The sequence below is a fragment of the Candidatus Zymogenaceae bacterium genome, from assembly GCA_016931225.1.
In the GTDB taxonomy this organism is placed as follows: Bacteria; Desulfobacterota; Zymogenia; order Zymogenales; family Zymogenaceae; genus JAFGFE01.
The window spans coordinates 1-12068 of the sequence record JAFGFE010000020.1 but is presented as its reverse complement, the minus strand read 5'-3'; the positions used below and the strand labels follow the sequence as shown (position 1 = coordinate 12068).

Genomic DNA, 12068 nt, shown 5'->3' with positions numbered 1-12068 from the left:
AACTCTCTCTACGGCAGCACAACAAATTCAGGACACGGTGTCCTGATACTGTAATAATATTACATTAGGATTTTATGCATGTCAAGGAAATAAAAAAGCGCCGTAATAAAGGGAGAATTCCCTTGTGAAATCAGTTATAATCTCATTCAACGCACTTCAATGAGACGATAGGGTAACCAACCAGAGGGCACACTGAAAGGATATTACATGAGGCGATCACCCCGGGTGTATCCATCCATTCATATATGTTCGTTTCTTATGTGAGAAATAATCTAAGCCCCCTGCATGGTATTTGCGAGGTCGGACAATTCCGGTTCCAACAACTCCGGATATCTCTTCAACTCCTTCCACACCCAGGAGTGCATATGATAGTTAATCCTTGATTCGGCCAGGCTGATATTCGAGGCCAGAAAGAGAATATTGTTACAAATAAGTCCATCAAGCGAAATATCTCGAACGTCGATATGCTGTGTTTTTGATTCCAGAACGAAAAATCCCGCAAGGAATGTTTTTTCTTCTGATGTGAGATCACGCAAAGCCGGTCTTCCGTTTTGTGCGAGGCGTTTGGCCTTTATTTTGTCTTTAATCCGCACCAGGACCCAGAAGACAAGGATGGCCAGAAAACACTTGACGGAATAAAAAAACACAAGACCAATCAGCCTTCTTTTCCCTTCAATGAAAGCGTCTATTTCCAGATGTGTGAGAATTGATTGTGGCAGGAATAACAAGAGAGCCGAGCTTATAAAAAGAAAAAGTGCGATCTTCGGGTCTTTTAATTGATCGATAACAAAGGCGGAGGTTTTTTTAAAGATGGATACGAGCACATTGCAGATTTTTTTCATAGTTTTTCCTTTTATCAAATATATCATGGTTCCGGCTGAAATCAAGTAATATTTAGCATGTTGATAGAAAGTGTAAAATATTTTATTATAATAAACATTATATTTGTTTATATATAAATTTATTTGACGGTTTTTCTAGTGGGAAAACGTATGACGAAGCATAACGAGGTACTCGATTCGAAAGAGAAAACCGTAGTGACAACACTCATATCGAAGGTCTCACTTTTTCGGTTGAAAAGACAGGTCCCCTTGGATACAATACCAAACAATACACTGTAAAATATTCAACATACAGGCGGACGCCGTATCGTGGAACGAGTCGTCATAACAGGTTTGGGGACGGTCAACGCCGTCTCCAAAAATATCAGTGAATACGCCACAGCCCTGAAAGAGGGGCGGTGCGGCGTGGGGCCTATTTCCGTCTTCGACACCACGGACTACCGCACCCACACAGGCGGCGAGGTGACGGACTTCGATCCGCGAAAGATGATCCCGAAGGAGTTTCGCACCCATCGCATGTCCCGGGCGGATCTTCTGGCCTTCGCCGCCGCGGTGGAGGCGTTGTCCTCCGCGGGGCTGTTCCCCTTCCCGGAGGAGCTTGCTTCCGATACCGGGGTGATCATCGGCGGCGGCGCGGGCGGCATGCTCCAGGGGGAGGAGTTCTTTCGCGAATACATCACGAACGGCCCCGAGCGGGCCAGGTTTTCCAAGATGGCTCCGCTCCATTGTGCGGCGAGCGCCGATCACATCGCGAGTAAGTTCTCCCTTTTCGGCCCCAAGACCACGTTCATGACCGCCTGCTCCTCCAGCGCCAACGCCATGGGCTACGCCGCGGACCTGATCAGGGACGGTGTGTGCCGTGTGGCGGTGACCGGGGGGACCGAGCCGCTCTCGCGCATTACCTACGCCGGGTTCAACTCGCTTCGCTCCGTGGACCCCGAATACCCGAAGCCCTTCGATAAAAACCGCCAGGGGCTCTCCCTGGGCGAGGGGGCGGGGATTGTCATCCTGGAGGCCCTCTCATACGCGAAGGAGCGGGGGGCAAATATCTTCGCCGAGTTCCTCGGCTACGGCGTTACCTGCGACGCACACCACATGACCGCACCCGACCCCGATGCGGGGGGCGCGGCCCGCTCCATGCGTGCGGCGCTGAATGATGCCGGCATCGACGCCTCCCGGATCGACTACATCAACGCCCACGGCACCGCCACCCCCGCCAACGACGCGGTGGAGACCGCCGCGATCAAGGCGGTGTTCGGAAAACGCGCCTACGATGTGCCGGTCTCGTCCACAAAGTCGATGATCGGCCACACCCTGGGGGCCGCGGGGGCCCTGGAGGCCGTCGCCTCCATCCTCGCCATGAACGACGGCTTCATCCCCCCCACCATCCATTACAGTGAGCCGGACCCGGAGTGCGACCTGGACTACGTCACGGAAGGCGCCCGGGAGGGGTCGATGGACATCTTTCTCTCCAACTCGTTCGCCTTCGGCGGCAACAACACGACGATTATCATCGGACGATTCACTGAGGAGGGGGTTACTCATGAGTAGGTCCGTGGTGATAACCGGCGTAGGAATGGTCACGCCCCTGGGTTTCGAGGCGGATCGCGTCTTCGATCGGCTCATCAGTGGGGAGACGGGCATCCGTCCGGCCTCCTCCTTCGATACCGAGTCGCTTCCCTCCCACATGTGTGCGGAGATCGTCGATTTCGAGGCGAAGGAGTTCATTCCGTCAAAGGCGATTCGGAAAATGGATCGGCTCTCCCGGATCGCGGTGGCGGCGGCGAAGCTGGCGATGGATGACGCCGGCATCAATATCGACGACGACAATCGCGATCGGGTCGGGATAAGCCTGGGGGTGGCCTATGGCAGCGTGGACGTGTCGGTCCAGTTTGCGACCACCCTCTTCACCGAGGGGCCGACGACGGTCAACCCGATACTGGTTCCCAATACCGTCATGAACGCCCCGGCGGGGCACGCCTCCATCGCCCTGGGATTTCGGGGAATCAACGTGACCGTCAACCACAAGGAGTCCTCGGGCGAGGCGGCCGTCGGTTTCGCCGCAAACCAGATCCAAAAGGGGCGGGCGGACGCAATGTTCGCGGGGGGGGCGGACGTGATGGGACGGCTGATATATGAAATCCTGACCCGCTTTCGGGCGCTTTCCCCCCTGGACGGAAGCGACGAGGCGGCCCGGCCCTTCGACGTTTCCCGAAACGGCGCCGTGGCGGGGGAGGGGGCGGGGGTGATCTGCCTGGAATCGGAGGAGTCGGCCCGGCGCCGGGGGGCAAAGATATACGGGGAGGTCGTGGGCTGGGGCATGAGCACGGCGCCCGCACCGCTGAACGACTGGCCGACGTCGACACAGGGACCTGTCCTGGCCCTGACCCGGGCGCTGGAGAGCGCCGGCATCTCCCCCGGTGATGTGTCGTATATCAGCGCGTCGGCAAGCGGCTATCCGGCCTTGGACGATTTGGAGGCGAAGGCGATTCGTGAGGTCTTCGGCGAGGGGGAGGGAGGTCCCGCGGTATCGTCTGTGAAGGGGGCCGTTGGAGAGAGCGCCTCCTCCGGCGGCGTTCGAGCGGCGCTGGCGGGCCTCACACTTGCCCGGGGGACGGCTCCCCCCACGACGGGGCTTGTAACCCCGGCTGCGCCCCTGAATCACATCATGGGTACGGGCCGAAAGACGGATATCCGCTATGTGGTCCAAAACGGTTTTTCCTCCGGCGGGACCTTCGTCTCGCTGGTGTATAAAAACACCCACTGACACACCTTCAATCCCACCTGACGATGCAGAACGAAAGGAATGATTGCTTCACCATGAATATCGGACAATGGGTATACAAGCGGGCGTTCGCCTTCCCGAATCGTCCCTTCCTCAGAGAAGCCGAGCGTGAGGATAAAAGATACAACAACGCCGCCTTCAACGAGCGGGTCAACCGGACGGCCCACATGTTGGCGGGCCGTGGAGTTTCTTCGGGCGACCGGGTCGGGACGATCATGCTCAACTCATCGGAGTTTCTGGAGGTGCTCTTCGCCTGCGCCAAGCTGGGGGCCATCCTCGTCCCGATGAACTTCCGCCTGGCGATGCCGGAGCTGTCGTACATGATAGATGACGCCTCCCCCCGGGTAATGATCTATTCCGCCGATTTTTCGGAGAAGATAGACGAGATACGAGAGGGGGGCAAACACTGTGATGCGTGGCTGGTGCACGGTCAGAACGGCGGCGATCGGGACACATCCCTCGCCGACGCGGTTTCGAATCAGGACGCATCCGAGCCGACGCCGTCTGTGGAAGTAACGGAGACCGACCCGATTCTCATCATCTACACATCCGGCACCACCGGCGATCCGAAGGGGGTGATGATCACCCACCGAAATCTCACCTTCATGGCCATCCACAACCTTTTGGGATACGGGGTCGATTCGACCTTCGTGTCGCTGGTGACGGCACCCCTGTTTCACATAGGGGCTCTGGCGGCGGCGGCGATCCCGGTCATCTATGCCGGCGGGTCTCTTGTGCTCAAGCGTTTCTTCAACGCGTCGGAGATCATCAAGCTCATCGATTCGGAGAAGATCAACTATATGTTTGCGGTGCCGGTGATGTACCAGATGATGTCCGACGCCGCGGAGTGGGAGGGGGCGGACTTTTCCCACGTGCGTTATTTCATCGCCGGCGGGGCGCCCATGCCGGTGCCCTTCATCAGGAAATACCAGGAGGAGAAGGGCGTCTCCTTCGCCCAGGGGTACGGCCTGACCGAGACCGGGCGGGTATCGTCGCTCCCCCTTACCGACTCCATCAGAAAGGCGGGCTCCGTGGGGGTCGAGGAGTTTCACGTGTTTGTCAGGATCGTCGATGAAAACGATCAAGACGTGCCCCCCGGTGGATCGGGGGAGATATTGGTGCGGGGTCCGAACGTGTTCCCCGGCTATTGGAACAAACCCGCCGAGACAAAGGCGGCCTTTGTCGGCGAGTGGTTTCGCACCGGCGACATGGGCCGGAGGGACGAGGAGGGATTCCTCTACATCCTCGGGCGCAAGGTGGAGATGATCATCAGCTCCGGGGAGAATATCTATCCCGCCGAGGTGGAGCGGGTCATCCAGTCGATCCCCCAGGTGAAGGAGGCGGCGGCGGTGGGGATGCCGGACGAAAAGCGGGGCGAGGTGGTGGCGGCCTTTGTGATGTTGAAGGCGGGCGAGAAGCTGACCGAGGACGAGCTGATCGACTCCATCCAGGATCGGATCGCCTATTTCAAAATACCAAAGAAGGTGATTTTCGTCGATGATTTCCCCCGAAACAGCTCGGGGAAGATATTGAGGCGGGAGTTGAAGGAATCATTCCAATAGAATCATAAAAGAGAGACGTATTGTATCATGAATGTCGGTGAATGGATCATAAAACGGGCCGAGAGAAATCCCGACGGCCCCTTCCTGCAGGAGGAGGAAGGGGGCGATCGCGCATTTACCAACCGTCAGTTCAACGAGCGGGTCAACCGCATGGCCGACGCGCTTCTCGGCATGGGCGTGAAAAAGGGCGACCGGGTGGCGACGCTGCTTTTAAACTCGTCGGAATTTCTGGAGATACTGTTTGCCTGCGGCAAGATCGGGGCGATCATCGTGACGGTCAATTTCCGCCTGGCGGTACCGGAGCTTTCCTATATCCTCCATAACTCACGACCCCGGGTGGTTTTCTATTCCTCGGATTTCTACGAGAAGGTGGAGTCCCTGAAATCGATCCGCAGGGAGATCGCGGCGTGGATCAAGCACGGGGGCGAGGAGATCCTGGACGATCGATCCGTATCCGATCTGACGGCCGGGGCGTCCATCCACGAGCCGCCTGGGGTGGGTGACGTGATCGAGTACGACCCCCTTTTGATCATGTATACATCCGGCACCACCGGGGACCCCAAGGGGGCCGTCCTCTCCCACCGGGCGATCACGTTCGACGCCATCCACAACCTTCTCAATTACGGCCTGAACCATACCTTCAAGTCCCTGGTCTCGACGCCCCTGTTTCACATCGGCTCCCTGGCGGCCTCGACGACGCCGGTGGTATATGCCGGGGGATCCTTGGTGCTCAGGCACTTTTTCAACGCCTCGGAGATGATTAAGCTCATTATGCATGAGAAGATCAACTACATGTTCGCTGTGCCGGTGATGTACCAGATGATGACCGAGGCCGCCGAGTGGCCGGAGGCGGATTTTTCGCATGTGCACTATTTTTTCTCCGGCGGGGCGCCCATGCCGGTGCCGCTGATTAAAAAATATCAGAACGAAAAGGGGGTCTCCTTCGCACAGGGATACGGCATGACCGAGGCCTGCCAGATCACCGCCGTGCCGCTCGCCGATTCGATCCGGAAGGCGGGATCCGTCGGCAAGGAGGATTTTCACACGGGGCTGCGCATCGTCGACGACGACAAAAGGGACGTATCCCCCGGCGACACCGGCGAAGTGATCATCCGCGGCCCGAACCTCTTCTCCGGATACTGGGAGAAGCCGGAGGCGACAGAGCAGGCCTTCACCGAAGGCTGGTTTCACACCGGGGACATGGGGTACCGGGATGAGGACGGCTATATCTTTCTGGTGGGCCGCAAGGTGGAGATGATCATCAGCTCCGGGGAGAATATCTACCCGATGGAGGTGGAGCGGGCCATCCAGGCCCAGCCGGAGGTCGCCGAGGCGGCGGCGGTGGGGATCCCGGATACCCGGAGGGGCGAGGTGGTTGCGGCCTTTGTGATGTTGGAGCGGGGGGCCGTTCTCACTGAAGAAGAACTGGTAAAGCGCCTGGCCGGGATGATCGCCTCATACAAAATACCGAAGAAGATCTTCTTCGTCGATGACTTTCCCAGAAATCAGGGGGGGAAAATTCTCAAGAAGGTCCTGAAAGAGTCGTATCGATGAAAAATAAAAAAACAGACGATGTTCACTTTTTTTTTGATTTTTTAAAAAAACCGTCGTACCATATAACAAAATGCACGTCCGCTCGGGAATGTCCGGGCGGTTTTTTAGGTTTTGTGTGAGCGATCGGCGGCGGTTTGGACGGTCCTCTGTTGCCGATGTGAAATGAGTTTCGGGCATGGAGGTACGCCGTGAAACAGGATCGCAAGACCAGACATGTCAATGTCAACACATTTGATAACTGGGCCAACTTCATGTTACGGGGATTTCTCGGGAAACAACCCGATGAGTACCGCCATCGTGACGACAGTTGGGAAGAGGAAACCCACGCCGTGACAAACGATGTCCTTGGGAAATTGAAAAAGACAAACTAACGACAATCAGGTAAGAGATGAATCGGCACGGGACGATCCCGTGCCGAAACGAGCGGGGCGTATGCCCCGTTTTTTTCGTTCGGGCGTCAGTCGTTTTCGAGCAATCGGGCGATATGGCGTACCTGGGCGGTGAGGTTGAGCACGTATGCCTCCTCCATCTGCCTCGATTTTCTTAAGTCCTCGTATTCTTCCGCCTTGATGCGGGCAATGACCATCGCCTCGTCCATATCGGTTTCCAGAAGATACCGCTCAATTTTCTCTTTCAGGTTTTTGGTATCCCGAATCGCCGCCTGGAAGAAGCGATCCAGGTCCCGCTGTTCGACCCGTGTATGATGGCCGGTGAAGATGGTTGTGGGATGAAGGGCCTTGATTTTTTCGAGGGAGTTCATATAGTCCCGGTAGCTGGAGAGAAACTCCGGCCCGACATAGAGTTCTTCTCCCGGAATAATCCCCGCCGCCTCGCCGGTGAATATCTCTCCTGTGGGCTCGATGAAGTAACTCAGGCTGTCGCCCGTGTGGCCGGGGGTGGCGACGACCCGGATCGAAATCCCCCCCAGGTCGATGACGTCGTCGTCCGAGAGTGTAATCCCCGGGCGGATCATGCCGTAGTTGAAGTCGGCCTCCTGGAGACCTCCCGCATCGGCGGCCTTTTTTGAGATTTTCCGGCTGAGCCGCTCTATGGTCTTCCTCGCCCCGTCCCGGGTCAGCACCTTGAAGAGGTAGGGGTGAGCGCAGCACGTGAGGCCCGTCACTCGGCGCAGGAGAAAGGGGGCCGCGCCGATATGGTCGAAATGAGAATGGGTAAAGAGGATGAGGTCCACCCGGGGGTCGTCGCCCAGAGCGCGGGTGAGGTCATCGAGATACAGCGGAGCCAAATCGGCGGTCCCGGCGTCGATGAGGGCGCGTTTTGTATCACCGATGAGGAGAAACGAGGGGATGTCCCTGTTGCCGAGGATGACAAGGCGGTCGTGTATGCGTTCCATGATGTCCCTTCGATACGGATGCCGTAAGAGCCGGTATTCTAACACAGGCCGATTCGCGATAAAAGAGTAATTGCAAAAAGACATTTCATTTGCTATAAGGGGTCCGGTACTATTTGTATTGATAGTAATGTCGCAGCGAAAAAAAATTCTGGTCGTTTTCGGCACCCGTCCCGAGGTCGTCAAGCTGGCGCCGGTGGTCGCACGAGCGGCGGAGACGAATGACCTTCGGGTGGAAATGCTGGCAACCGCCCAGCACCGGGAGCTGATCGATCAGGCAACGGAGATTTTTCACCTCCGGCCCGATTACGACCTGGATGTGATGACAAGCGATCAGACCCCGGCGGACGTGTGCGCCCGGGTGATCGCCGGAGCCCACAAGATCATCGGGAGGGCGGGACCCGACGTCGTGGTGGTCCAGGGAGACACCGTCACCGCCTTCGCTGCGGGGCTGGCGGCGTTTTATCGGGGCGTGCCGGTGGCCCATGTGGAGGCGGGGCTTCGCTCGTTTGACATACACAACCCCTTCCCTGAAGAGGTGAACCGGGCGCTGATTTCCCGATTCGCCTCGTTTAATTTCTGTCCCACCGAAAACGCCCGGCAAAACCTATTGCGTGAGGGCGTAGCCGACGAAACGATCTTCGTCACCGGCAATACCGTGGTGGATGCCGTTCGTGAGCGAATGGACGACGAGTTTTGCCATACTCCCTCCCGCCTGGGTGGCGTGGACCCGAAGAAAACGCGGGTCATCCTCGTGACCGCCCACCGGAGGGAGAGTTTCGGAGAGCCGATGGAGGAGGTGTTTCGATCCCTGGTGGAGATTGTCGAACAGCGCCCCGATGTCCATGTGGTTTTTCCAGTGCACCCGAATCCCCGGGTGAAGGAGGCGGCGGCGCGAATTTTACAGGGACAGGATCGTGTTCATCTGGTATCTCCCCTGGGGTATCTCGATTTTATCCACCTGATGCGGGACTCCGTTGTCATCCTTTCGGACTCGGGGGGCGTTTCCGAGGAGGCGCCCACCGTGGGAACGCCGGTGTTGCTCCTCAGACGGGTGACCGAGCGGAAAGAGGCCTTGGATGCGGGGACGGCAATCCTTGTGGGGACCGATCGAGACACGATCACCCGACAGACGCTTCAGCTCCTGGACGACGATGAGGCGCGGGCGAGATTCTCCGTTTTGGATAATCCCTTCGGTGACGGTCGGGCGGCCCAGAGAATCATCGACATACTTACCGAACGTCTATGAAAATATGAAAATCGTATACGCGATCACATACTGGGGCATGACCGGCGGCGTGAAGGTACTGACCCAACACGTGAGGGCCCTCCGGGAGCGGGGGCATGACGTGCGGCTGATCACCAGGGTGGTGGAGGAAAGCTGGGAATCGTCGTTGGAGCCGGAAGTGGTGCCCTCGTTTTCGAATCGCGACGTACCCGCTGCCGACGCACTGGTGGTGACCGCCCCCCGGGACGTGGAGGCGCTGTGGCCGGTGGCGAAGAGGCGGGGCATACCGCTGTTTCACTTTCTCCAGGGCTTCGAGCCGGATTACAACCTGCAGCGAATTTCCGGTCGTGTTATACCGGATAGATACCGGGGCACGGGCCCGATCGCCCGGCTCAGGCATAAAATCAGGATTAGAAACTGGAAGCGGGAGCTCAGATGGTTCGATCGACTCTACCGGCTCCCGACGATAAAGATGGCGATATCCCCGCATATTGCAGAGGGCGTGGTCGATCGCTACAACCTTCCCTGTTTTTTCGTTCCCAACGGCATTGATCGGGGGGTGTTTCATCCGAAAAGGACGGAGTTGGGATATACCGGAGGGCTCACTATCCTCTCGGTGGGAAACTACTCCATCGAGTACAAGCGAATCCCGGATGTGCATGAGGCGGTACGGATTCTCAAACAGAGGGGAGTCCCGGTGCGGCTGGTTCGGGTGTCGCCCGCGCCCATTCCCGACGAGGAGCGGAGAACCGGAGCGGCCGATGAGTATCGGGTGAAGATCCCGGAGGCCGAGATCGCGGAGCTCTACCGACAGAGTCATTTTTACATCTCCCCGTCCACGGAGATAGAGGGCTTCGGCCTGCCGCCGGTGGAGGCCATGAGCTCCGGGACCCCGGTGATTCTGACACGGGTGGCCCCCTTTCTGTCGTTCGACGAACCCCACGACTACGCGCGGTTCGTGGACGTCTACCGGCCGGAGCGGATCGCCGACGCGGTGATGGAACTGGCCGGGGACGATGCGTTACGAAACAACATCGTTCGCCGGGGATGTGAAGTGGCCGAGAAGTATTCCCTGAAGCGGACCGGTGACCTTCTTGAGGGAATAATTCATGAGAATAGAGGGAAAACCGAATGACCTTATAGTAATAGAAGTTGAGATGTGATTGAGCAGTGAATGGAAGTGCAGACATAAAAGATCAAAACGCACCGGGTACGCTGGCCGAGGTATTGAGAATTGTCAATACGTTTTCTCCCGGCAGGCTTTTAGATGCACCGGCGGGAGAGGGGGTACTCGCGGGAGTATTGTTCGAGACCTTTGACGTAACGGCTGCCGATATCGCCCCGGATTTTTACAAACAAAATGACGTGCCCTTCGTGAGGGTTGACCTGAACGAGCGACTTCCCTTCGCTGACGGTTTTTTTCAACACATCACATGCGTGGAGGGGATCGAGCATCTTGAGAATCCTTTCCTGTGCCTGCGGGAGTTTTTTCGAATCATTTCCGTCGGCGGCAACCTGGTTATTACCACCCCGAATATCATGACGATCAAGAGCCGGGTGAGGTTTTTTCTGTACAGTTATCACGATTATTTTCGGTTTATTCGACCTGCCGCGGAAGATGCCTATCGCCTTACTCTTCCGGAATATGAACATGAACACATCAATCCGATGACGTATCATGAACTCCGATACGCGTTGGAACGGGCCGGCTTTCGGGTTATCGGGCTTTATACCAACCGCAGAGTGCGGGCGAAACGGCTGGGAGTGTTTTATCCGGTGTTCAAAAGGATTATTATCACGCTCACGAAAAAGACATTCCCGGCCGATCCGTATCTTGTGGGAGATGAAATCCTGGAGGGAGAAATCCTGATCATTCACGCCCAAAAACCGGGTACGCCCGGAGAATAGCCGGAGACACGATACATGAGGATTATGACTCATAACCAGGTGTTGATTCGATACCACGAGAATCCCGCCGCCCGGGGGTGCATCTGGTATGTTCACGGCTTCTGTTGCAGCGGGCACCTGTATGAAAACGTCTTCGATTCGGTGCTGTGTGACGACTTTTCGATCTACCTGCCGGATTTCCCCGGGTTCGGGGCCAGCCCGCCCGTGATTCCACCCCACACCGTCGCCGACAGCGCCCTGCTCCTATCCGATCTCGTCCGGAAGGTCACCGGGGACGCCCCGGTTTTTTTTCTGTGCCATTCCCTGGGGGGCATCGTGGGGACAAAGGCGGCGAAGGAGCTGGGACGGTCGGTGCGGGGATGTGTGAGCGTGGAGGGAAATCTCACCCGCCAGGACGCCTTCCTGACCGGTCTCAGCGAAGGCTTCGACGACGCCGGGGCCTTCTATGATCACCTCGCGGGGATATTCCTCCCCCTGGCCCAGGCCGACCCCACCCAGAGGCGGTTTACGGCCGGTTTTCTCTCGGCGGATCCGGATTCGGTGCTGGCGTGGGGGACGTCGTGCGCCGAGGCAACGGGGGAGACGGCTGCGGGGGATGAATTTCGCACACTTTCGATGCCGACGCTCTTCGTCTGGGGTGGGAAGAGCCTGCCGGAGATGTCGAAGGAGTACATCGAGCGTTATGACATGAATCACCTGGCGTTTCCAAACGCGGGGCATAATGTGATGGTGGATGAGCCCGAGGGGTTCTATCGGATGGCGAGGGATTTTTTCCTGGAGTACCTGTGAGGTGCCGCAACGGGCGTGCGGTCCGGGGGTGAGGGGGGGGGGGGGGGGG

11 protein-coding genes are annotated in these 12068 nt (G+C 57.6%); 9 read left to right on the top strand and 2 right to left on the bottom strand.

The genetic code is table 11. The annotated features are described in order from the left end of the window. Positions 1-272: 272 nt before the first annotated feature. On the bottom strand, positions 273-842 hold the full coding sequence (locus JW885_08920; GenBank protein MBN1882280.1) for a superinfection exclusion B family protein: 570 nt from the start codon (positions 840-842) through the stop codon (positions 273-275). 309 nt (positions 843-1151) lie between these two features. On the opposite strand from JW885_08920, the gene JW885_08915 reads away from it, so the two are divergent. The 5 genes from JW885_08915 to JW885_08895 all read left to right on the top strand — a co-directional run bounded on the left by JW885_08915 (position 1152) and on the right by JW885_08895 (position 7114). Continuing rightward, positions 1152-2393, top strand: a complete 1242-nt coding sequence (locus JW885_08915; protein ID MBN1882279.1) for a beta-ketoacyl-[acyl-carrier-protein] synthase family protein — start codon at positions 1152-1154, stop codon at positions 2391-2393. Beyond that, on the top strand, positions 2386-3609 hold the full coding sequence (locus JW885_08910) for a beta-ketoacyl-[acyl-carrier-protein] synthase family protein (GenBank protein MBN1882278.1): 1224 nt from the start codon (positions 2386-2388) through the stop codon (positions 3607-3609). The genes JW885_08915 and JW885_08910 overlap by 8 nt, the downstream gene beginning before the upstream one ends. Before the next feature lie 53 nt (positions 3610-3662). Next, positions 3663-5189: a long-chain fatty acid--CoA ligase gene (locus JW885_08905; GenBank protein ID MBN1882277.1), complete on the top strand. Its 1527-nt coding sequence runs from the start codon at positions 3663-3665 to the stop codon at positions 5187-5189. A 27-nt stretch (positions 5190-5216) separates the two neighbouring features. Then, positions 5217-6743, top strand: coding sequence for a long-chain fatty acid--CoA ligase (locus JW885_08900; GenBank protein MBN1882276.1), 1527 nt, complete (start codon positions 5217-5219; stop codon positions 6741-6743). 188 nt (positions 6744-6931) lie between these two features. After that, positions 6932-7114: a hypothetical protein gene (locus JW885_08895; protein MBN1882275.1), complete on the top strand. Its 183-nt coding sequence runs from the start codon at positions 6932-6934 to the stop codon at positions 7112-7114. An 86-nt stretch (positions 7115-7200) separates the two neighbouring features. On the opposite strand, the gene JW885_08890 is transcribed toward JW885_08895, so the two are convergent. After that, positions 7201-8097, bottom strand: coding sequence for an MBL fold metallo-hydrolase (locus JW885_08890; GenBank protein ID MBN1882274.1), 897 nt, complete (start codon positions 8095-8097; stop codon positions 7201-7203). Positions 8098-8224: 127 nt separating this feature from the next. On the opposite strand from JW885_08890, the gene wecB reads away from it, so the two are divergent. From wecB to JW885_08870, 4 genes are read left to right on the top strand one after another with little or no spacing between them, the layout of a single operon-like run. Further along, on the top strand, positions 8225-9343 hold the full coding sequence (gene wecB, locus JW885_08885) for a UDP-N-acetylglucosamine 2-epimerase (non-hydrolyzing) (GenBank protein MBN1882273.1): 1119 nt from the start codon (positions 8225-8227) through the stop codon (positions 9341-9343). 4 nt (positions 9344-9347) lie between these two features. Next, the gene (locus JW885_08880; protein ID MBN1882272.1) at positions 9348-10457 is read left to right on the top strand and encodes a glycosyltransferase family 4 protein; all 1110 of its coding nucleotides are present in this window, start codon (positions 9348-9350) and stop codon (positions 10455-10457) included. 35 nt (positions 10458-10492) lie between these two features. Further along, positions 10493-11230, top strand: coding sequence for a methyltransferase domain-containing protein (locus JW885_08875; protein ID MBN1882271.1), 738 nt, complete (start codon positions 10493-10495; stop codon positions 11228-11230). Between the two features lie 15 nt (positions 11231-11245). Then, on the top strand, positions 11246-12019 hold the full coding sequence (locus JW885_08870) for an alpha/beta hydrolase (GenBank protein MBN1882270.1): 774 nt from the start codon (positions 11246-11248) through the stop codon (positions 12017-12019). Positions 12020-12068: the final 49 nt, after the last annotated feature.

What these genes read in the sequence shown, in the direction of transcription:
- JW885_08880 (MBN1882272.1), top strand. Translation starts at nt 9,348, where the DNA reads ATGAAAATCGTATACGCGATCACATACTGGGGCATGACCGGCGGCGTG.
- JW885_08890 (MBN1882274.1), bottom strand. Translation starts at nt 8,097, where the DNA reads ATGGAACGCATACACGACCGCCTTGTCATCCTCGGCAACAGGGACATC.
- JW885_08870 (MBN1882270.1), top strand. Translation starts at nt 11,246, where the DNA reads ATGAGGATTATGACTCATAACCAGGTGTTGATTCGATACCACGAGAAT.
- wecB (MBN1882273.1), top strand. Translation starts at nt 8,225, where the DNA reads ATGTCGCAGCGAAAAAAAATTCTGGTCGTTTTCGGCACCCGTCCCGAG.
- JW885_08910 (MBN1882278.1), top strand. Translation starts at nt 2,386, where the DNA reads ATGAGTAGGTCCGTGGTGATAACCGGCGTAGGAATGGTCACGCCCCTG.
- JW885_08920 (MBN1882280.1), bottom strand. Translation starts at nt 842, where the DNA reads ATGAAAAAAATCTGCAATGTGCTCGTATCCATCTTTAAAAAAACCTCC.
- JW885_08900 (MBN1882276.1), top strand. Translation starts at nt 5,217, where the DNA reads ATGAATGTCGGTGAATGGATCATAAAACGGGCCGAGAGAAATCCCGAC.
- JW885_08905 (MBN1882277.1), top strand. Translation starts at nt 3,663, where the DNA reads ATGAATATCGGACAATGGGTATACAAGCGGGCGTTCGCCTTCCCGAAT.